The sequence below is a fragment of the Burkholderia sp. Bp8998 genome, assembly GCF_003854235.1.
Taxonomy (GTDB): Bacteria; Pseudomonadota; Gammaproteobacteria; order Burkholderiales; family Burkholderiaceae; genus Burkholderia.
This window is the reverse complement of record NZ_QTQF01000015.1, coordinates 83605-106313: the sequence shown is the minus strand read 5'-3', so window position 1 is coordinate 106313 and position 22709 is coordinate 83605. Positions and strand designations below refer to the sequence as shown.

Genomic DNA, 22709 nt, shown 5'->3' with positions numbered 1-22709 from the left:
GTCCGGCCGGCCGGTGTCGCGCAGCACGCGGCGCCGGCCGGCGTTCGGATCCTCACGTCCTTTCACGGGCCTCGCATGCGAGGCCTGTTTTTTTGTCGGCACCGTTCGTGCCGCACCTGCCAAAGCTAGCGATCGTTGCGCCGGCGAAACGCCCACCAGGCGGCGAGCGCGGTAAAGCCCGCGACCAGCAGCACCATCAGCCAGAAGCCGTGCTTGTTCTCCGAGAACGGCACACCGCCGACGTTCATCCCGAAGAAACCCGCGACGATGTTGATCGGCAGCGCGATCACGGTCACGAGCGTCAGCGTGAACAGCGTCCGGTTGTTCTGCTCGTCGAGCCGCGAACCGATCTCTTCCTGCAACAACTTGATCCGCTCGTTGAGCCCCGACAGATCGGCGAGCACCAGCGAGAACTCTTCGGTCGACTCGCGCAACTCCTGCACGTCTTCGGCATGCAGCCACGCGGGCGGTTTCGCGAGCAGCCGGAAAATCGAGCCGGGCTCGGGCGCGAGCATGCGCTGCAGCCGCGTCAGCGTCCGGCGCATCGCGCCGAGTTCGACGCGATTCGACGTCAGCCGTTGCGACAGGAAGCGATCCTCGATGCGATCGACGTCGACGCTCGTGCGCCGCATGATCTGGATCAGCAGGTCGGCCTGGTCGCGCAGCAGGTGCACGAGCAGTTCGGCCGGCGACCGGAACCGCTCGCCGTCGCGCACGCAGGCGCGCAGCGTATCGACCGAGCGCAGCGGCTTGAGCCGCGCGGTGACCATGATGCGCCGCTCGACGTGGACGAACAGCGTCGCGATTTCCGACGGCGTCAACTCGAGGTTGAACATCACGTCGTTGACGATCGCGCGCAGCGCGCCGTCCTCCTGCTCGATGCGTGTCGAGCGCGATCCTTCGTGAAGGAATTCGAAGAAGCTGTCGGGCAATCCGAGGTGCGTGCGCATCCAGCGCTCGCTCGCGCCGTGCGCGAGATTGAAGTGCAGCCAGACGAAATCGTCCGATGCGGCCGCATCGCGCTCGCGGCACGTGCGCAGCCATGCGGCGGCTGCGTCGGCGTCGAGCATCGCGCCCGATCCGCCCGGGACGAAGCGGAATCCGCACACCATGCCGGACGTATCGGCGCCGTAAGTCTGTACGATCAGGTCCATCATGTCGAAGGTCGTGCAGCGCGCGCCGCGCCGCGCATCGCGCCTCGCGGCACCACGCCGGGAAATGAAAGGAAACGTATGCCGGACACATGTGACGCACGCATGACACTGTCACATGCGGCCGTCCGTGTGTCAGGCGCCCCCAAAAGCAACGCGCCGCCCAATGGGCGGCGCATGTGCGATGAGCGGGTTGGCGCGAAGCTGCGGATTACTGCCGCGTCTCCGACTGCGCGGCGGTCGGGCAGGCCGGATCCTTGCCCCAGTGGCCGTCGCAGACGCGCCAGCGGCACAGCTGATCCTCGAAGAAGCCGCGCTCCGAGCAATCCTTCACGCGCGACGCGAGCGAACCGCCCGTGGCGGCAGCCGTCTTGGTCGGCACGGCCTGCCCCTTCTGCGCGGCGGCCTTCTTGTCGGCCGGCTTCGTGCGTGCGACGAGCGCGGCGAGCAGATCCGCATCCGGGTCGTCCTTCCCGGACGCCTTCGCGCTCGCGGTACGGGTCGTCGCTTCGCGACGCTTCTTCGCCTGCGCGAGTTCCGCCTGCTGTTCCTTGTGATGCTTGCGGGCCTCCGCCTTCGCTTCGGCCTTCGCATCGGCCTTGCTGCGCGCGGCGACCTTGTCGCCCTTCGCGGTGTCGGCGTTCGCGGTCTTCGTCGCCGCTGCGGCGGCAGCCGTCGCTGCGACGGCACCTGCCGTGGCTGCGCCCGATGCATCGTCGGCACCGTTCGCGAGCGCGCGCGACAAGCGGCTGTTGTTCGCGCCCGACGCGCCCGATGCGGACGCAACGGTCTGGGAGGCTGCATCGTCATTGACGATCGTCGCCGGTTGCGCGGCGGGAGCAGCCGACGCGGCATTCTGCGCGACCTGCACGGCGGCGCCGCTGGCCGGCTCGACCTTGGCAACCGCCTGCGCGGGCGCCGCTGCCACGACGGCCTGCTCGCCGGATTGCTGCTGCCAGCGCCATGCCCCCCAGCCGCCGACGGCGACCACGAGCGCGACGACGGCCGCGATCGGCCCCTTCAGCGAACGGCGCGGCGGTTCGGCCGACGGCGTGACACGTCCTTCCAGATTCGCGAGAATGCGCGACTGCTGCGGTCCGCCCTCGCCTGCCGGTTTGGTATCGGACAGCAGGCTGGGCGGGGTTTTCGAATTTGAATTTTCCGGCGCACTCATTCAGCGTCTCATTGAATCCTGGTTTAATTCACCGCGATAATATAGCCCGGCCTCTCAAAGCAGCCTGATTCTAAGAGCAAGCATTGCAAAACACAATCAATTCCAATTTCCGGGGATTTCATTGATTGCCTTCGCACTCGTCGCCTATTTCGCCCTTGCCGTCGCGGTTGCGGCACTGTTGCTTTTACCGGGTATCCGCGCGACCGTTTTCGAATCCGTCGCCCAGTTTCACGGCCGCCTGACGCGCCGTGCGAACGATCGCGCCGCCCGCACGCGAAGTCAAATTGTTAAATCGGCAACCGTTACGCGCGGCGCATTAAGTGATGTGCAAAATTTACTGATTCGGCGACGCTTGATGATTATGGTGTCGGCAGGTATTCTTGCGACGCCGCCATTGGTGGCCATTGCGTTACGCGGTCGGCAATTATTTCAGTACGACGACACGGCGCGCGTGCCCGACGAGAAGATCGCCGCGCTGCTGCAGGGCGAACAACTCGTGCCGCCGCCGCCGTTGCCGCCGGAAGTCTTTGCCACGAAGGAAGTCGAACAGGTGCGGCCGGCGCTGAAGGATGCGAGCCGCGACTGGAACCTGCTGGATCCCGATTTCCGTACGCGTTTGCTGCTGGTCTACAAGATCATGCACGAACAATATGGTTACGAGATGGCGCTGCTGGAAGGTTATCGGAGTCCGGAACGACAGAACCGGCTCGCGCAGATGGGCACCAACGTGACCAATGCGGCGGCCTTCCAGAGTTATCACCAGTTCGGGCTGGCGGCCGACAACGCGTTTCTGCGCGACGGCAAGCTGGTCATTTCCGAGAAAGATCCCTGGGCGATGCGCGGCTACCAGTTGTACGGACAAGTCGCAGAGCAGGTCGGCCTGACCTGGGGCGGCCGATGGAAAATGATGGATCTCGGGCACGTGGAATACCATAAACCCGGTTTTAAACTGGGACGCGGCAGCTAGTCAGGGCTGACGAACAAGAAATAATGAGGGCGGCATGGGGCTTTTTAATCACCCGGCAGGAAACGATTTGGGCGGCGCAATCGATCGGGCATTCCGGTGCACGATTTTTTCCGGCCGCCGCTCCCGTTTTAATTCTCACAGCGTCCTTTCATTATTGCGCGCGCCTTCCCCGATGCCGCGGGCGCATTGATGCCACCCCCCTTCGTCCCGTTTGACAGCATGGCGACACATCGCGGCGCCACGCTTGCCGCTCGGCGCGCCTGCGTCGCCTCACCGAATCGCACCGGAACCTGAACGTCCTATGCAACGCATCCTCAACGTGCTGACTCATCCGCGAACGCTCTCGATTGTCGGGATCGTCGCGCTAGCGGCAATTCTCTTCATCGTTGCCGACATGCTGCAACTGCCGCTCCTGTGGGCGGCGATCGCCTTCGCGGCGATCCTCGTACTGTGGTTCGGCGTCGCGTTGTGGCGCCGCTGGCGCGTGAAGCGCGCGAACCAGCAGCTCGGCCAGGTGCTGGAGGAGCAGGCGGAAACCGGCAAGATCGCCGCGCCGGCCGCGGCCGCGCTCGCGACCGACACGAAGACCGCCGACCTCGACGTGCTGCGCACGCGCCTGTCCGACGCGGTGAAGACGATCAAGACGTCGAAGATCGGCCAGGTGTCGGGCGGCTCCGCGCTGTACGAACTGCCGTGGTACATCGTGATCGGCAATCCGGCAGCCGGCAAGAGCAGCGCCGTGTTGAACTCCGGCCTGCAGTTTCCGTTCGCGGACAAGAACAGCGCCGTGATCCATGGCATCGGCGGCACGCGTAACTGCGACTGGTTCTTCACGACCGAAGGGATCCTGCTCGACACGGCCGGCCGCTACTCGGTGCACGAGGAAGACCGCAGCGAATGGCTCGGCTTTCTCGGCCTGCTGAAGCGCTACCGTCCGAAGGCGCCGATCAACGGCATCATCGTCACCGCCAGCATCGCCGAACTCACCGGCAACCGCCCCGAATTTGCGATCAACCTCGCGAAAAACCTCCGTCAGCGCGTTCAGGAGCTGACCGAAAAGCTCGAGGTGTTCGCGCCGGTCTACGTGATGTTCACGAAGGCCGACCTGATCACCGGCTTCACCGAATTCTTCAGCAGCAGCGACAAGCACGAATACGACCGCGTGTGGGGCGCCACCCTGCCCTACGAGCCCGACGACAAGCGCGACGTCGTCGCACAGTTCGACACGCACTTCGAGGAACTCTACGAAGGGCTGAAGGAGATCAGCGTCGCGCAGCTGTCGCTGTCGCGCGGCAACCAGCTGTCGCCGGGCCAGCTGAGCTTCCCGCTCGAATTCTCGACGATCAAGCCGTCGCTGCGCGCGTTCCTCGCGACGCTGTTCGAGAACAACCCGTTCCAGTACAAGCCGATCTTCCGCGGCTTCTACTTCACCAGCGCGCTGCAGGAAGGCGAAACCAACAGCGCCGCCGCGCAGCGCATCGCGCACCGCTTCGGACTCGACGCGAGCGCGCTGCCGAAGCCGCACAGCGCGTTCTCGAAGAACGGCTTCTTCCTGCGCGACCTGTTCTCGAAGGTGATCTTCGCGGACCGCCAGACCGTGCGCCAGTTCGCGAGCCCGACCAAGACCCGGCTGCGCTACGCGACCTTCTTCGGCTTCGTCGCGGCGCTCGCGCTCGCGCTCGGCGGCTGGACCTGGTCGACGATCGGCAACCAGCAGCTCGTCGCGAACGTGCAGGCCGACCTCGACAACGTCACGCGCCTGCAGCAGGGCCGCAACGACCTGCAGTCGCGCCTGCAGGCGATGGACATCCTGGAAGACCGGATCGAACAGCTCGAACAGTTCCGCCGCGACAAGCCGGTGTCGGTATCGCTCGGCCTGTACCAGGGCGACCGTCTCGAGCAGCACCTGCTGACCGAGTACTACAACGGCGTGCGCCAGATCCTGCTGGCGCCGGTCTCGCAGAACCTCGCGTCGTTCATGAAGGACGTGAATGCGCACCCCGAACAGCTCGTGCCGATGACGCGCCCGCCCGAGTCGGGTGCCGTGCAGGGCGGCGCGCTGCCGGTCTCGACGAACCCGCCGGGCGCCGCACCGCTGGCCGGCGCCGCGCAAGGCGCTTCCGCCGCGCCGCCGCAACCGGCGGCACCGCAGGGCGGGCTGTACAGCGACGCGTCGCCGACCAACGTGCAGGACGCGTACAACGCGCTGAAGACCTACCTCATGCTGTCCGACAAGCGTCACGTCGAACAGGCGCACCTGACCGACCAGCTCGCCCGCTTCTGGCGCGGCTGGCTCGAGACGAATCGCGGCAACATGCCGCGCGACGAGATGATCAAGAGCGCCGAGCGCATGATCTCGTTCTATCTCGCCCGCGTGAACGACAACGACTGGCCGATGATCGACGCGAACCTCGCGCTCGTCGACCAGACCCGCGAGAACCTGCGCCGCGTCGTGCGCGGCATGCCGGCCCGTCAGCGCGTCTATGAGGAAATCAAGGCGCGCGCGTCGACCCGCTTTGCGCCGATGACCATCGCGCGCATCGTCGGCGACGGCAACCAGGGGCTGGTCGCCGGCAGCTACGCGATTCCGGGCACGTTCACGCGCGAAGCGTGGTTCGACTACGTGCAGCCGGCGATCCGCGACGCGGCGACCAAGGAACTGCAGGCGAAGGACTGGGTGCTGAACACGTCGACGCAGGACGACCTGACGCTGGAGGGCAGCCCAGAGCAGATCCAGAAAACGCTGGTCGGGATGTACAAGACCGAGTACGCGCAGCACTGGCAGAAGTTCATGCAGGGCATCGCGGTGCAGGGCTTCAGCAGCTTCGGCCAGGCCGTCGACGGGATGAACCGCCTCGGCGACCCGCAGGATTCGCCGATCCGCAAGATCCTCGAGACCGCGTACGACCAGACGTCGTGGGACAACCCGTCGCTGGCGAACGTGGCGATCAAGAAGGCGCAGACCGGCGTCGTGAACTGGGTCAAGCAACTGTTCACGCGCTCGCAGGCAGGCCAGGTGGCGGCCGCGAACATCGACATCAACGGCAATCCGGCCGAGGTGCCGATGGGTCCGATCGGCCAGGAGTTCATCGGGCTCGCGCGGATCGTCGCGACGCACGACGGCACGTCGATGCTCAAGGGCTACATGGACTCGCTGTCGAAGGTCCGTACGCGCTTCAACGTGATCAAGAACCAGGGCGACCCCGGCCCCGGCGCGCGCCAGCTGATGCAGCAGACGCTCGACGGCAACGGCTCGGAACTCGCCGATTCGCTGAAGTTCGTCGACGAGCAGATGCTGACCGGCCTCACCGATTCGCAACGCAAGTCGCTGCGTCCGCTGCTGGTGCGGCCGCTGATGCAGGCATTCTCGGTGGTGATCCAGCCGGCCAGCGCCGAAGTCAACAAGGTATGGAACGCGCAGGTCTACCAGCCGTTCCAGAGCTCGCTCGCGACCAAGTACCCGTTCGCGGCGAACGCGAAGGTCGAGGCCGGCGCCGGTGAAATCGCGCAGGTGTTCGGTCCGGACGGCGCGATCGCGAAGTTCGTCGGCACGACGCTGGGCCCGCTCGCGGTGCGTCGCGGCGACACGCTCGCGGCCCGTACGTGGGGCGACATGGGCATCGGCCTCACGCCGGACTTCACGAACGGCTTCGCGCGCTGGGTCGCCCCGCTCGCCGGCGGTGCGGCAGGCGGCGCGGCCGCGGCGGCCGAACCGCAGACCGTGTTCCAGATCCTGCCGCAGCCGAGCACGGGCACGACGGAATACACGATCGCGATCGACGGCCAGCAGCTGCGCTACCGCAACACGCCGCCGCAGTGGACCAACTTCGTGTGGCCGAACCCGCAGGGTTCGCCGGGCGCGACGCTGTCCGCGACGACCTTCGACGGCCGCACGGTGCAGCTCGTCAACGAGCCGGGCCGCTACGGTCTCGAGAAGCTGATCAACTCGGCGCAGCGCAAGCGCCGTCCGGACGGCACCTTCGACCTCACGTGGGTCCAGGGCAGCGTGAACGTGTCGGTGACGATGCGCATCATCAGCACGTCGCAGCCGACGAGCGGCGGCGGCGACCAGCCGCAGCAGCAGAGCCTGCGCGGCCTGCAGCTGCCGTCGTCGGTCGCCGACGCGAGCGCGGGTGCCGCGCAGAACGCGACGCCGGCCGGCACGGGCGCGCCGGCCGCGGCACCGGCCGTCGCGGCCGCCACCGCAACGAACGCACAGGGGGCGCAATGACGCAAACCGTTCAGGCGCAGATCGCCTACTTCGGCAAGATTCCGTCGCGCGGCGACTTCGTGAAGAGCCCGCACAATCCGCAGTTGCTGCAGACGCTCGATCGCTGGATCGCGCAGGCGCTCGAACTGCTCGCGGAAGATCCGCGCTGGAAGATCGTCTACGAGGATGCGAAGCCGATGCATTTCGCGTTCCTCGGTTCGCGCAGCAAGCTCGCGATCGCGGGCCATATGGTCGCGAGCCACGACGTGTCGATGCGCCGCTTCCCGTTCCTCGGCGCGACCGCGCTCGAGGTCGACCGGCCGCTCGCGTTCCTCGCGCGCAGCCCGCTCGCGTTCGCCCGGCTGTGGTCGCGCGTCGCCGCGCAGATGCCGCCGCTGCTCGCGAAGGAGGAGCCGCCCGGTGCACTGCAGGCGCTCGGCGACACGCAGGTGCCGATCGACGTCGGCGGCCCCGGCACGTCGCATGACGGCACCTTCAACGACTTCATCGAACACCAGTCGCTGTACGGCCTGCAGCAGATGCTGCTCGAAAGCGGCCATCCGGTCCGGCTGCGCGGAGCGATGCTCGCGCTCGGCTCGCTGTTGCGGCCCGTGATGCAGAGCGGCTCGTCGCACATCGAGCGCGGCCTGACGCTACCGCTGCCGGTCGATCCGTTCTATCGCAGCCTCGTCGCCGCGTTCTGGCTCGAACTGATCGCACCGTTCGTCGCGCAGGCCGACTTCGAGCTCGCGATCTTCATCGGCACGATCGCCGAGCGCGAACGGCTGATCATCGGCTTCAACGGTGCGTCGTCGAAGACGCTGCTGAGCGTCGTCGATCCGCAGACCTACGCCGCCCACAACATCGACATCGACGATCCCGAGTGGATCGACGCCCATGCGCAAAACGATCACCAGATCAGCAAGCTCGTCAGCTACCTCGACCAACCGCAACTCTCGCTGCGCGTCGCCATCGATGCCTTCCGCGAAGCGTTCATCGGAGGCTGACGGGATGCAACGCACGATTCACGTCCAGCGCACGCGCTTGTCGCCCTTCGTTGCCGGCCTCGTTGCCGCCGGCCTCATCGCCAGCGGCGCGGCCTACGCGCAGAACACGGGCGGTGCGACCGTCACGCCGGTCGGCAACGGCACGGTCGCGACCGCCGCCCTGCCCGCGAACACCAACCCCGGCACCGCGCCGGCCACGGCGTCCGGCACGGTGGTGCACGGCACGGCCGGCACGATCGCGCCGCCGCCCGCGAACGCGACGCCCGGCCAGGTGGTGGTCGGCGGCAAGGTGCCCGACGAGGCGACCAAGGCAGCCGTGCTGCAGAAGCTGCGCGACACCTACGGCACGGCGAACGTGGTCGACCAGATCGAGGTGGGCGACGTCGCGACGCCGCCGAACTGGAGCGCGAACGTGCAGAAGCTGCTCGGTACGCAGCTCAAGCAGATCAGCAAGGGCCAGCTGAAGATCAACGGCACGCAGATCGAGATGAAGGGCGAAGTGCACAACGAGGCGCAGCGCCAGCAGCTCGCGAGCGACATGGCGAATACGCTGAACCCGACGTACACGATCAAGAACGGGCTGCGCGTGTCGGCGTCCGAGCAGGGTGTGCTCGACCAGACGCTCGCCAATCGCACGATCGAGTTCGAGACGGGCAGCGCGACGCTGACGCCGCAAGGCAAGCAGATTCTCGACCAGATGGCGGCCGCGCTGTCGAAGATGCAGAACCGCACGGTCGACATCATCGGGCATACCGACAACTCGGGGAACCGGACGTCGAACATCGCGCTGAGCCAGGCGCGTGCCGATGCGGTGAAGGGGTATCTGATCACGAAGAGCATCCCGCCGCAGCAGATGACGACGACGGGTGTCGGGCCGGATCAGCCGATCGCGCCGAACGATACGGCGGATGGGCGGGCGAGGAATCGACGGATCGAGTTCCGGGTGGGGCAGTAAGCGGAGATTAGGGCGGCTACTGAATCCAGCCATTCCAGTGAAATTCGCACTGCGCTGCTTGTGGTCGGCAATTCTTCTGTTCGTTGGCGCGGTCTTCGTGCTGATGGGTATAGTTGGCACGATCAATTCCGCCATCCTCGTTCGCGCTCGTGCGTGGCCTCACGTCCCCGCCGTTGTCGAGCAATGTGAGTTGTCTCTGCGACACGGCAAATCCGATGCGACATGGGAGGCGCGTGCCGTGTTCCGCTATCGAGCGGGACTGACGCGGCAGTACGAGACGACGTGGCAGCCTGCCGGGTCGCCGGTGTATTCGCGTTCGGCCGTATCGAACATCAACCGCGAACAGTTCGCCGCGTTCACGAAGACTTATTGCAGTGCGGCCGCAGACGATGGCCTGCGCGTTTCGCCGATGTTTCCAGGCATTGCCCGGCGCAACGAAGCGGTTGTGGGCGGAGCATGGGTGCGTGAAATCGGGTTCGGTCTGTTTGCCCTGATTGGGGGATTGATGCTGTGCGCGGGAAGCATTTCGATGCTGCCGTGGATCGAGGATCGCAAAAAAACCGTGGCGAAGTGCAAGGCACGAAGAACGCGGAATCGCGTGAGCAGTTCGTGATGCAGATGCGCTGGTTAGCACAGTGCCACACCGAAAGAGGCCCTATGCCTGATTCGATACAGCTGGCCGCCCCAACATGCGGTCCAGCCGTTCCCCGTTATCGAAACACAGCCGAACGATTGTCGGCCGCACTGCGAGTCGCTGCGGCAAGCATGATGTTCGCGTCGATGGCCGCGTGCAGCAAGTCCGAGCCTACCTATACTAGCGTCTCGACGGAGGCACTGAATTACCTGCCGTATAACCTGATTCGATTCACGATCACTGATCAGTTCGGCAACAAGGCACGCGGTGGTGGCGATCTGGAACCCGGTGCCGGCGAAGGCAGCATCGCCTGCTGTTACCTGCTTAAAGGTACCGAATTCAAGATCCAGTGGACTTATTACGACGCCGACGATTGGCTACCGGGCGAGCAGGTGAAGAAACTACAGGGCGAAGCGAGCGTGTCGTTGCCCCCTGCCACGGTGCCCGACTCGGTCGGTTCGCGCATTCTCGAAGTGCATTTCTATCCGGACCGCCATGTCGAGCTGTCCTTTCCGGGCCAGATATTAGGAAGTACGCGGTTGCCGATCGTGGACGTGTCACGCGACCTGACGAAACGGTACGCAAGTCGGCTGGAGAAGAGGTACGAGGACAATGACGCTCAGTTGCACCGTCGCATTTCAAGCGTTGTCGCGCAAGCGTGGCTGAAGTACCGCTTTACCAATCGCAGTGATCTCGAGCAATACGCATACTGCGCGCTGCTGGTGAATCCGCGGTTCGACACGCATCCCGCAGTGCAGAAACTGATCCAGTCGAGCAAGGGGACGCCTGGAGTATTCGCGCAGGCGGTCGCAACCCTGCCCCCGGCTGTGACGAAGGAGCTCGGGAACGACCGATTCCAAGCGGTTTCGGTGCCGTCCATTTCGACAGGGCTATTGCCATCACCACGCAAGGAAAATGGACGCGGCCGGACCGTCTCCGCCACCGACTGACGCACGTGCGAGCGTCCAGCATCACCGTTTCAATGATTTGTGGGCGTTGCGCCGCCCTTGTATCCCCGCGCCCATTCCTGACTCTGTTTCGCTGCCTGTTCGATACGCGCCGCGACGAGATCATCCTTCTTCCGCTGCTTCGCTTCCTTTGCGAGATCGCTGGCCCCGAACGTATCCTTGTCGCGTGTCCGGAAGTATAGCGATGGTGCCAGCACGTGGTCCTGCCAGCTCGTCAACAAGGTATCGTGGACGAGCATGTCGAATAGCGCCATGACATCGGGCGGAAGCGGATGCTTGCCCTCGATGCCTTCCTTCCAGGCTGACACGAGCTCCATTTCAGCTTCAGGCAGCATAGCCGCCTCGACCGCATCCGCGCTGGCCTTGTTATTGGAATCCCACGAATCCGGCATGTTGCGGATGCGCTCGGCGGATTGCTTCAGGCCCTCCTGATACGACGCACCGCGCAGCTTCTTTGCCGCTTCCTTTTCGAGACGCTCCCACACCGTTGAATAGTCCTTCGGCGCCTCCGCGATCAACTTCTCATAGCGCTTTTGCGCCGCGTCGCTCGCCGCCTTCATTCCCCGAAGCTTCGCCTGATCGTCCGGGCTGCGGCTGGCCAGCATGCTCATGTTGATGCCTTGTCGCTGCAGTTCCCAGTCCAGTTGCGACTTCGCGGTCTTGCGCTGCAGGTCGGCGTCGCTCATGTTGCGCTTCCAGTCGGCGACGGGGTCCGCAATCGTGCGACGGAATTCGGGATCCATGTAGCGGGCCGAAATCCAGCGCATGAAGACTTTCGAATGCTCCATGAAGTCGGCGCCGGGTTTGCGGGGGACGAGGGTGTAGTAGGCGTCGACGAGTTGCTTGATGCGGTATTGCTTGCCGTCCGCGTTGATCGGCGATGCAATCGTGAATTTCCGGAAAGTGTCCGGCTTCTTGTCTCGCAGATCCTCCATCGTATCCATGACGGCACCTGCCTTCAATGCCTCCAGCAGCATGTCACGCAGAGGAATCCGCATCAACTCGGCATTGAAACCCAGTGAACCCTTGGGCGCACCGCCTACGACATCGCAACTCGTACCCGGATAAAGGAATTGCTCGCCACGGGTCTTCTCGAGACTGTCGAGACGCTGATAAAAGCGCATCTCGTGTGCCGCGGCAAAATGAACACAGCGCTGCACACTGGCCGGTATGCCGAGGGCCCGGTCCTTGTAGCTGGTCCTGATCATTCCCAGATACGGCACCATGCCGATCAGCTCGCCAGCCTCTTCGGACATGGCCGATGAAACGGCATCGAGCAGTCCGACAAACTTGATCTGAATCGATACGCCGTCAATGGCGAGATCCATGTCGTCCCTGCGCTTGTATTTTTCCGCCAGATCGTTGATGAAGGCTCGCGCGAGTACGCATCCCCGGTCGGCGCCGAACACCGATACCTCGATGGCCCGAACTTTCGGCATCTGCTTCTTGACGGCGTGGTACGCATCCTCGAACTGGTCTTTCGCTGCAATCAGTCGCGTATCGACACCCGTGCCGAAAGCCTTCGCCATGACGGAATTGTCACGCACGATCGGCACGTTCTCCATCGCTATGCCGACAAACAGACTGCGCGCGACGGCCCAGCCAGCCTTCATCGGGGCGCCTTTGACGTTGTTCTTGAAATCGTTCTTCGCGTTGCGCCACAGCAGCGTTCCGGTAGCCTTGGTGCGTTCCCAATATCGCTCCGATGACGCATTCACCACATTCATGACACGCCGTGCCTGAGCTGGAATGTGCTCGATATCCTTCCGAAGATCCTGAAATGCCTTATCGATTGGTCGAAGCGAAAAATCCCCCTCGAGAAAATTCTCGATGAACTGCCTTTTTACGTCGTCGACACGTTTTTTCACGCTGGCCTGTTTGATTGGCGTATCGACGCGCGTGAACGACTTGGCGACCGACTGCGCTCCGCTCATCGCCTTCTTGCCCCCCATCTTGACTGCAGCTACGCCCGCATTGATCCATTCATTGGCCTTGGCTGACTCGTTTAGCGGCGTGCCCAGTCCCGAATAATAGAACCGGAACCAGAACTGATTGATCGGCCGATGCCTGTCGTCATTGTCCCGATGCGCCTCCCACAAACGGCAGATGTTCGAATATTGAGAGCTCGACTTGTCGTCGATATCGCGATTTCTGCCAAACGCATCGAAGAAAAATCCCATGCGAATCGTCGCGCCGCATGGCAGACAATCCCCTTTCGGATACATGCTCGCGTCCTGGCAGACAAGCTGCATATACGTGGACATCGGCGTCGCGTCGTCCTGGTCGAGCTTGATTCTCTCAGCCATGCTGCTTCTCCTCTGCGCGTGGCGGCGGCACCAGTCCGTCGGGAATTGTCGGTACGTTCACCGGTTTGAACTTGCCGCTTGCCAGTTCGGACAACACGTTCTTTGGCAGCGCTTGCATCGACTTGGCAAACCAACCGGGCTTTCCAGCCGCTGCCCGCAAGATCCGCTGCACCTCCGGATGCGCATCGAATCGACTGTTCACGAGCAAACTGAAATACGCATACTGCTTGAGGTCATTTCGGTCGGTCAGTTGGTACTTCAGCCACGCGGCAGCTACGGCACTCGCAATGCGCCGATGCGACTGTCCATCCGTATCGTCGAATTTCTTGTCCAGTTGCTCCTGATAGTGCGTCGCCATCCATCGGGAAACATCCACGACCGGAATACGCGATTCGTCCAAAAGTTGGCCGGGGAACTGAAACTCGACGTGACGATCCGGATAGAAATGAACTTCAAGAATACGGCTGCCGACTTTCTCGGGTACGGCCGACGGCGGCATCACCACCTTAGTCTCGACTTGCTGCGTATGCGAGTCGTCAATCGTCCATCGATCTGCGTCGTAGTACTTCCACTTGACCGTAAATTCGGTGCCCTTGAGCTTGTAGCAACACGCTACGCTGCCGCCACCTGCGCCGGGCGGATCGTCCCCGCCACCGCTTGCCTTGTTTCCATAAGAATCGGTGATGGTGAAGCCGTTCATGTTGTACGGCAGATAGTTCCTGCCCATGACCGAAATCCCACTATAGGTTGGCTCGGATTTGCCGCAAGCCGTCACGGCTGCGAACAGCAGGCAAGTCGCCAGAACACGGCCCGTCATGCGCGCCGGTTTCGTTCCTCTATGCATCGATGTTTCCCTTCTGAGTGGCCCCTCGCACGCCGCGCCGTGGCGAGCAAGCGCCTGTTTTGCAACTGTTATCGATCACCTTTGCACACGGCTCGAATGGCGTCTGGCGTGCGATGCCGATGGGCGACTGCGCGCTCCTGATCGAACGCACCCGATTCAACCATGCCGCACCTCCGGCACACGCAGAGGCGGCAACAATCCATCAGGAATGACCGGGATAACCACTGGCTCGAAGCTATCAGTTGCCAGCACCGACTTCACGTTCTTCGGCAGAGACTGCATCGACTTCGCGAACATACCCGGCTTACCGGCAACCGTCTGCAGGAGACGCTGAATTTCGGAATGCGTATCGAATCGACCGTTGACCAACAAAGCGAAGTACGCGTACTGCTCCGGATCGTCACGATCGGTCAGACGATATTTCAACCACGCAGACGCCACGATCCGGGCGACACGACGAAACTGCTGGTCCTCGCGCTCGTCGTATCGCTTGTCCAGTTGCCCTTGATACCGCTTCACCCATCTCACGACATCGACAATCGGCAGGCGCGCATCATCGATGCATCTGGCCCGGAAACTGGAACTCGACATGCCGGTCCGGAAAGAAATGCACCTCAAAAATCCGGGAACCCACATTGTCCGGCGACTGGGGCGGCGGCATCGATACCTTCGCCTCGGCACGGAACGTCTGCTCGTCCCCTTTGTGCCATTGGTCGACATCGTAGTACTCCCACCTGACCGTAAATTCTGTTCCCTTGAGTTTGTAGCAACACGTCAGGCTCCCGCCACCCGCACCCGGAGGATCATCGCCACCACCACTCGCTCTGTTCCCATACGCGTCGGTAATGGTGAAACCGCTCATGTTGTACGGCATATAGTTCCAGCCCATCATGGAAATCCCGCTATAGGTCGGCTCCGACTTGCCACAGGCACTCAAACTCAAAGCGACCACAAGCAGGCCCACCGCTAGCATGGACCTACGCCACGGCACTACGCACCTCGGGCAACGCTTGCTCGTCCGCATCGCGAATCACATCCCATGTCGCGTCGTCGATCGTAGCCAACGCGTCATTGAGCGTCGTGCCCCCATGAGCCACGGCTCCGAGGCACACCTGGACCGCCGGATGCTCGTCGAACCGCGGCGAGACCAGCACGCCCGTCATCACGTAGCACTGTAATCCCGCTTCATTGGCAATCCCATGCGCGGCTGCGCGATCGAGTTGCTCGACGACTTGGTCATGCAACTCCGCATCGGACAAGTGGTCGACCATCGCCCCCATCGTCTCCCGAAACTTCAGCACGAGTTTGTCCGGATACCCGAGCTCGATCAGCTGCGCATGTTGCTGCTCGTTCAGCCCCGGCGCATCGCCCGCCGGCATAGCCCCTTCGATCGCCGGCACATCATTGCGCCACACGACTTCATCGAGCCGCCGGTCGCGATACCGGATCTCGCCGAACGGGGCGACGAACTGCTGCGCCTGCGTATCGCTCCACGTCAGTCGAAGTCGCCCCAATACGTAGTTGTCGAAGAAAAACAGGTAGTACGCGCGACCGTTCGGCAGCGTGTACTTCACGTACTGGCGCAGATGCGCATCGAGCGCGTCGAACGACCACGTCGAGCACAGCCACGTCACCGCATGCAGATCGACCGCGTCCAGCCACAACTGACGCAGCAGGTGATACTGCTCGGCATCCTCGTCGTCGAGCGCCTGGCGATCGAACACGATCAGATATGGCGCGATATCCGTATAGGCATCCAGATCGGTATCGGTCCAGAGCGACGCGTGGCGCAGGCCGCGCACGGCTGCAAGCTGCGTGTCCAGCTCCTGATAGCCGCGCGTGTCGACGAGCACGTACAACCGCTGCGCGCGGCCGTCGTCTGTATTGCGCGCCAGCGACGCCTTCAGCGTCTCCACGAATGCCGGCCATTCAGGCTCACGTGGATTGGGCACATCGACGGCCATCTCGGTGGCATCGCCAGTATCGTTGATGTCGTCCATCAATCCGCCTCGACCATCGATTCGCGACCGCTATGCGCATTCAGCACGCATTGCTTGCACGTGCCGCCCGGCATCGCGGGCAACGGATACTGCATGCTCGTCGGCCCGCTGAACTGGTGCTGCGCTCCCTTGAAATCGATCTTCCCCGGCGCGTGAATCTCGATGTTGCCGCCCTTGATCCGGATATAGGCGCCACCCGACGTGAGCAGGATCTCCTGCTTCGCAGCCACATCGACGACCTCGGTCGCTGCCACCAGCTTCACGGTCTTCTGCGCGGTGAGTTCGATGTTGTCCGCATGCGCCTGGACTTCCACCTTGCCCTTTGCGGCGAACAGCTTCATCCCGGCATTTTGCGCGAACAGGCTGATACGATCGCGAATACCCGCGATCAGCGACTTCCCGCTGGTAATGAACGTGCTTTGCCCGCTGACGATATTGGTCTGCTGATCGCTTGCCAGATGCACCGACTGCTGCGACGCCACCCCGATCCCCGCCGGGCTCGCGAACAGCATCACCGGCTCCTTGAACGCGTTCGCGTTGCCCGTCCCGCCGCCTGCAGTCCTGCCGCCGCCCGCAGGCGCGCCCGTCACGCTCGTCTGCGTCGCATCGGTGAATTGCTTCAGCGCATCGCGGCCGGTGCCGAGACTCTCCGCCTGATGCATCTCGCTGACCTGCGACATCGACTCGATCAACCCTTCCGCATTGGCAAGCTGCTGCTTCGCTTCGCTCACCTCGAGCGGCTGACTGTTCGCCTGTTTCGGATGCGTCGTCACATACAGACCCTGCCCGGCACGCATCGCACCGTACGCATCCGTGCGTAAATCGAAACCGGAGCCGAGATACGCACCGCGCGTATTGCCGTTCTGCTCGATCAGGTAGCCGAGATGAAGCAGCGAACTCGCGCTGCTGCTGAACAGTCGCGCGCGGTTCTGCCCGGTCGCGTCGTCGAGCACCATCTCGTTGTGCCCCGATCCCGCATATTCCTTCGACCGAAAGCCCGACAGGATCCCGTCGCTATGCCATTGCGGCTTGGTGGCACCGTTGTAGACGCGATGCATGACGATCGGCCGATCACAGTCGCCGCCGATATAGCCGACCAGCACTTCCTCGCCGACGCGCGGAATATGCACGCCGCCGTAACCGCCGCCGGTATCCGACTGCACGACGCGCATCCAGCACGACGCCGTCTCGCGGCCTTCGCTCTGCCGGTCCCACACGAACATGACCTTGATCCGGTTCAGCTCGTCCGTATAAACCTCTTCGCCCTTCGGCCCGACGACGATCGCCGTCTCGAGCTGCATCACCGGCTTGCGGTGCTCGAACGGGCTGCGATACGACACGCTCGCGCGCTGTGCCTCGACCTCGACGAGATAAAACCCGGCCGAGCCGTCGTCATGCCCGACCTCGAAGGCAGCCGCTTTCCCGTGACCGGCTTTCACCTGCGCCAGTTGGTCCTGCAGGCTATGCGGGAAATTCGCTTCGTGGTCCGAGACCGGCAGATTGTTCTCGATGTAACGCGTGACGCCGATGGCCGCGAACTCGCGGTCGCTCGCCGCATCGCGATCGTGCTCGGGATGGCCGACCAGCGTGAAGCGACGGCCTGCATCGATCGCGCGCACGCCGCCCACACCGAAGAAACGCTTCGCACGCGACTCCCATTCCTCGAGGCGAATCTTCGACAGGTGTTCGCCGCGGTCCTGGCCGGAATACGTGTACGCGCCGGTGTATTCGTAGATCTCCGCCTGGCCCGGCAGGTCGCCCTGGCCGGCCTTCGTCGGCAGCGACGTGCCGTTCGGATTGCCCGCCGACGACGGCGACTTGTAGTCGAACGTGCGCGTCGTATGCAGCGTGCTTTGCAACGTCCGCGACGCGGCCCATTGCGTGAAACCGGCGGTTTCGGTGCCGCTGCCCGAATGGTCGAACGTAACGGTATTCGGCGACAGTGCGTCGATCGCATGCAGGTCGTCGGTGATGACGAACGTATGCGACTTCCCGTCTTCGCCGTGCCGCCAGAATCCGAACAGCCCTTCGTCTTCCATCAGCCGATGCACGAAGTTCCAGTCGGTTTCGCTCTGGCGGCAGTACGACCGGGACGGCAGCGCCTTCGACAACGCGAACTGGTACCGGCCCCTGGCCTGCGGATGCGTATCGAACACATCGGCGAGGATCGCGTCGACCGGCTGATCCTGCCAGTACCGCATGTCGCTGCGGAACTTGAGGAAATGCATCCACGACGCGAAGCGCAGTTGGTAACTCGACAGGCTGCCATCGGCGCCGAGCCGCCGCGCCGTGTGAATATAGCCATTGATCGGCAGGTACGACCTGTCCGCCTGCTGGATCCACAGCGTGATCGGCTGCGCGATCAGCGTCTTGAGCTCGACGTCGCTCGCGGTCGACACGAGGTCGAGTACCACGCTGAAGTCGCGGCCGAGCTCGGAATGGGCCACGGCCCGGCGCGGCACAAGCGCATTGTTCGGCAGCGACGGGATGTCCGTTTTCAGCAGGCGATCCTGCTGAATCAGGCCGCCGCGGATCGCCTGTGCCAGTTCGGTCACGTTCATGCGTCACCCTTCTTCTCTTCATCTCGAACCCGACGGGTCCGCGCTCTCAGGTCAATTCAATACACCATCGCTCACGACTGCTCGTCGGGCCTCACCCCGAGCAGCTCGCGGATATGCGACAGCGACCCGTCGTCCTTCACGACGCTTTCGAGCCACTTGTGCAGCGGCATGTCGGCCCATTCGGCCGCCTTGTCCGCGAGATACGCAACCGGGCTGTGCGGCTCGGTCTGGCGGAAATAACGCGCGACCGCACGCAACTGGTCGACGGCCTGCGCACGGTTCTGGATGCCGGCGATCATTTGCGTCACCGGCGGACGCGGAGCGGTCTGCGGCTGCACATGGGTCTCCTCGGTATGGAACGCATCGCCGAAGCTCGGCTCGATGCGCTCGGGCTGCGCCTGTTGTGCCGACGGCGCATGCGGCGCGCTGCCCGTATAGCCCTGCTCGCGCGCAAAGCGTTCGGCGAGCCGGTACACGGTCTCGAACGCATCGCGCGCCTGCCGGAAGCTCGGCGCCGAATCGCCCGCGCGTTCGACGAGCCGCTCCTCGAACGCGTCGAGCGAAATCTCGAACGCCTTCAGGTTCGCGAGCAGCGCCGTGTAGAACGCGATCGACGTTACGCGCCGCGATGCGTCGACCTGCTCGACCGACGGCTTGCCGCGCGCGATGTCGTCCGCGTGTTCGGGATCGCGCTTCACGGCCTGCGCCACATGCTGCGCGACTTCCCAGTCGAGCGTGGTGAACGCGTTCGACGCGCCCTCCGTCACCGGAATGCCGCGCAGCAGTTCGGCCGTGCGCCCGGACAGCCACGCGACGTTGCCGAGCCGGTATTCGACGTCGTCGCCTTCAGGCAGCGGATGCACGGTGTCCCAGTAGTCACGGCACAGGCCTTCCAGCAGCGCATAGCCTTCGGTGAGGCCGGTGATGCCGTCCTCCAGCGCGAGCGCCTCGGTCAGCCACACGGCGAGCCGCAGGTCCTTGGTGCGCGTGCGCAGCAGCTCGGCCGCGCGATCGACGACGAAGCCCCAGTCGGCCTCCTTGATCTCGGTCACCCACTCGCCCTGGTCGAGCGTCGGATCGTCATAGCGCCGCGCGTCCTGGATCGCGTCGAATTCGTTCGAGAACAGCAGGTCGTCGCCGCTGGGCGACGCTTCGCTGATCGGCGTCAGCAGCTCGGGGAGATTGATCGGCATGGTTCGGTCAGTTCATCAATGCATGTTGCGCGGCCGCGCTCATTCGACGGTGTACGCGAATTCGCCGGCCTCGTCCGCGCGCACCGCGATGCGCGCGATCGCCGCGCCGTCGGCGATCCGGCCGAGCACATGGCCCGCGATCTCCGGCAGCAGCGTGCCGTTCAGGATATGGTCGACGTTGCGGGCGCCCGAATCGACCTCGGTGCAGCGCGCGAGCACCGCCTCGACGAGCGATTCGTCCCACTCGAACGCGGCCTTGTGGTTCGCATCGATGCGACGGCGGATCCGTTCGAGCTTCAGCTCGATGATCTCGGCCAGCACGTCGTCGGAGATCGGGTAGTACGGCACGACCTTCATCCGGCCGAGGAAGGCCGGCTTGAACGTCTTGTACAACTGCGGGCGCAGCGCCTCGGCGAGCGCGTCCGGATCGGGCAGCGCCTCGGCCGGCTTGTTCAGGCACGCCTGCATCACCGCGGCCGACCCGACGTTCGACGTCAGGATGATCAACGTGTTGCGGAAATCGATCTCGCGCCCTTCGGCGTCGTCCATCGTTCCCTTGTCGAACACCTGGAAGAACATCTCGAGCACGTCCGGGTGCGCCTTCTCGACCTCGTCGAGCAGCACGACGGAATACGGGTTGCGGCGCACGGCCTCGGTCAGCACGCCGCCCTCGCCGTAGCCGACGTAGCCCGGCGGCGAACCCTTCAGGCCCGACACGCTGTGCGCTTCCTGGTACTCGCTCATGTTGATCGTGACCATCTTGCGCTCGCCGCCGTACAGGATGTCGGCCAGCGCGAGCGCCGTCTCGGTCTTGCCGACGCCCGACGGTCCGACGAACATGAACACGCCGCGCGGCTTGTTCGGATCCTCGAGGTTCGCGGTCGCCGTGCGCACGCGCTGCGCGATCGCGTCGAGCGCATGGTCCTGGCCGATCACGCGCGCGGTCAGCAGCGGCTGCAGGTTCAGCACGGTGTCGATTTCGTCCTTCACCATCCTGCCAAGCGGGATGCCGGTCCACGCGGCGACGATCTCGGCGACGACGTGGCCATCCACCTGCAGCGGCACCATCGGCTCGCCGCCCTGCAGCGCGTGCAGCGCCGCGACGCGTTCGGCCAGCTTCTCGCGCGTGGCAGGCACGTCGACCGGCTCGCCGTCTTCCGACGGGCCGCGCGCCTTGTCGAGCGTGTCGCGCAGTTCGGTGATCTCGGCGACGATCACGCGCTCGGCCTCATAGCGCGCCTCGTCCTCGGCCAATTGCGCGAGCGCCGTGTCGCGCGCGCCGCGCAGCTCGCCCAGGCGCTCGTCGTGCGCCGCGCCGCCCGCCGCTTCGCGCTCCAGCGACGCGATTTCCGCATCGATGCGCTCGATGCGCTTCTTCGTGTCGTCGATCGCCGCCGGCGTCGCGCTGTGCGCGAGCGCGACCTTCGCGCACGCGGTGTCGAGCACGCTGATCGCCTTGTCCGGCAGCTGGCGGCCGCTGATGTAGCGATGCGACAGGCGCACGGCCTCGGTGATCGCATCGTCGAGAATCCGCACGTTGAAGTGCTTCTCCATCAGCCCGGACATCCCGCGCAGCATCGCGGCCGCGAGCGGCTCGCTCGGCTCCTCGACCTTCACGACCTGGAAACGCCGCGCGAGCGCCGCATCCTTCTCGAAGTACTTCTTGTATTCGCTCCACGTCGTCGCGGCGATCGTGCGCAGCTCGCCGCGCGCGAGCGCCGGCTTCAGCAGGTTCGCCGCGTCGTTCTGGCCGGCCTGGCCGCCAGCGCCGATGATCGTGTGCGCCTCGTCGATGAACAGGATGATCGGATGCGCGCTCTTCTTCACCTCGTCGATCACGCTTTTCAGGCGGTTCTCGAACTCGCCCTTCACGCTCGCGCCGGCCTGCAGCAGGCCCATGTCGAGCACGTGCAGCGCGACGCCGCGCAACGGCGGCGGCACGTCGTCGGCGGCGATCCGCAGCGCGAGGCCCTCGACGACCGCCGTCTTGCCGACGCCGGCCTCGCCGGTCATGATCGGATTGTTCTGGCGGCGGCGCATCAGGATGTCGATCGCCTGGCGGATCTCGGCTTCGCGGCCGATCACCGGGTCGATCTTGCCGTCGCGCGCGCGCTGCGTGAGGTTGGTCGTGTAGGTGTCGAGCGCGGGCGTCTTCGACGGACCGGCCGCGGGCGTGGCGCCATGGGCGGCCGGCGCGACGTCGTCGCCTTCCGCATCCGCCTGGCGCGGCTCGGCCTCGCTCGAGCCGGCCATGATCTCGTCGAACTTGTGCTTCAGGTCCGTCACGTTCATTTCCGCGAACTGCGACGACATGCGCTGCGCGAACTGCGCGAGATCGGGCGCGGTCAGCAGCGCGAGCAACAGGTGCCCCGAGCGAATGCGGCCGAGCTGCGAATCGAGCGACGCGATCAGCCACGCCTGCTCGAACAGCGCGATCAGGTGCACGGAGAACACCGGCGTGCGCGTGTTGCCCGTCTTCAGCCGCGTGAGTTCGCGCTCGAGATCGGCACGCAGCGCATGCGGATCGACGCGGCTCGCGCGCAACGCGAGCGGCAGGTCGCCCGTCGCTTCGTCGAGCAGCGCGAGGAACAGATGCTCCAGATCGACCTCGTAATGGCCGCGCGCCAGGCACGCGCTCGCCGCACGCTCTGTCGCGTGCCGGCACAGCGGGTTCAGTTTCGTGATCAGGGTCTTCAGAGGCGTGCTCATGGCGTCGATCTCAGGTTCGATTGCGTGTTG

General features: G+C 64.4%; 14 protein-coding genes and 1 pseudogene. 6 read left to right on the top strand and 9 right to left on the bottom strand.

The genetic code is table 11. The features are described from left to right. Window positions 1-125 precede the first annotated feature (125 nt). Window positions 126-1154: a transporter gene (locus DIE06_RS17000; RefSeq protein ID WP_124662449.1), complete on the bottom strand. Its 1029-nt coding sequence runs from the start codon at window positions 1152-1154 to the stop codon at window positions 126-128. A 208-nt stretch (window positions 1155-1362) separates the two neighbouring features. After that, window positions 1363-2325 (bottom strand): phage tail protein, encoded by a 963-nt coding sequence (locus DIE06_RS16995; protein ID WP_124662400.1) that lies wholly within the window; start codon window positions 2323-2325, stop codon window positions 1363-1365. Between the two features lie 121 nt (window positions 2326-2446). Here DIE06_RS16995 and DIE06_RS16990 point away from each other — a divergent pair, with 121 nt between their 5' ends. From DIE06_RS16990 to DIE06_RS16965, 6 genes are all read left to right on the top strand, one after another. Continuing rightward, window positions 2447-3292 (top strand): M15 family metallopeptidase, encoded by an 846-nt coding sequence (locus DIE06_RS16990; protein ID WP_124662399.1) that lies wholly within the window; start codon window positions 2447-2449, stop codon window positions 3290-3292. Between the two features lie 301 nt (window positions 3293-3593). Beyond that, window positions 3594-7523: a type VI secretion system membrane subunit TssM gene (gene tssM, locus DIE06_RS16985; RefSeq protein ID WP_124662398.1), complete on the top strand. Its 3930-nt coding sequence runs from the start codon at window positions 3594-3596 to the stop codon at window positions 7521-7523. Continuing rightward, complete coding sequence (tagF, locus tag DIE06_RS16980; RefSeq protein WP_057924723.1) at window positions 7520-8509, top strand: type VI secretion system-associated protein TagF; 990 nt, start codon at window positions 7520-7522, stop codon at window positions 8507-8509. The genes tssM and tagF overlap by 4 nt, the downstream gene beginning before the upstream one ends. 4 nt (window positions 8510-8513) lie before the next feature. Next, window positions 8514-9464 (top strand): OmpA family protein, encoded by a 951-nt coding sequence (locus tag DIE06_RS16975; protein WP_124662397.1) that lies wholly within the window; start codon window positions 8514-8516, stop codon window positions 9462-9464. Between the two features lie 37 nt (window positions 9465-9501). Beyond that, window positions 9502-10077, top strand: a complete 576-nt coding sequence (locus DIE06_RS16970; RefSeq protein WP_260433633.1) for a DUF3592 domain-containing protein — start codon at window positions 9502-9504, stop codon at window positions 10075-10077. A 44-nt stretch (window positions 10078-10121) separates the two neighbouring features. Further along, the gene (locus DIE06_RS16965) at window positions 10122-11048 is read left to right on the top strand and encodes a DUF3304 domain-containing protein (RefSeq protein WP_124662395.1); all 927 of its coding nucleotides are present in this window, start codon (window positions 10122-10124) and stop codon (window positions 11046-11048) included. Between the two features lie 29 nt (window positions 11049-11077). On the opposite strand, the gene DIE06_RS16960 is transcribed toward DIE06_RS16965, so the two are convergent. The 7 genes and pseudogenes from DIE06_RS16960 to tssH form a co-directional block, all read right to left on the bottom strand. Next, the gene (locus DIE06_RS16960; RefSeq protein ID WP_124662394.1) at window positions 11078-13372 is read right to left on the bottom strand and encodes a DUF2235 domain-containing protein; all 2295 of its coding nucleotides are present in this window, start codon (window positions 13370-13372) and stop codon (window positions 11078-11080) included. After that, window positions 13365-14216: a DUF3304 domain-containing protein gene (locus DIE06_RS16955; protein WP_124662393.1), complete on the bottom strand. Its 852-nt coding sequence runs from the start codon at window positions 14214-14216 to the stop codon at window positions 13365-13367. Before DIE06_RS16955 ends, DIE06_RS16960 begins: the two co-directional genes overlap by 8 nt. Before the next feature lie 156 nt (window positions 14217-14372). Then, window positions 14373-15189, bottom strand: a pseudogene (locus tag DIE06_RS16950) (DUF3304 domain-containing protein). 4 nt (window positions 15190-15193) lie between these two features. After that, complete coding sequence (locus DIE06_RS16945; protein ID WP_124662392.1) at window positions 15194-16216, bottom strand: DUF4123 domain-containing protein; 1023 nt, start codon at window positions 16214-16216, stop codon at window positions 15194-15196. Next, entirely contained in the window at window positions 16216-18777 is a 2562-nt protein-coding gene (locus DIE06_RS16940) for a type VI secretion system Vgr family protein (protein ID WP_124662391.1), read from the bottom strand. Before DIE06_RS16940 ends, DIE06_RS16945 begins: the two co-directional genes overlap by 1 nt. A gap of 71 nt (window positions 18778-18848) precedes the next feature. Beyond that, window positions 18849-19970 (bottom strand): type VI secretion system protein TssA, encoded by a 1122-nt coding sequence (gene tssA / locus DIE06_RS16935; protein ID WP_124662390.1) that lies wholly within the window; start codon window positions 19968-19970, stop codon window positions 18849-18851. Between the two features lie 39 nt (window positions 19971-20009). Beyond that, window positions 20010-22679: a type VI secretion system ATPase TssH gene (tssH, locus tag DIE06_RS16930; RefSeq protein WP_124662389.1), complete on the bottom strand. Its 2670-nt coding sequence runs from the start codon at window positions 22677-22679 to the stop codon at window positions 20010-20012. Window positions 22680-22709: the final 30 nt, after the last annotated feature.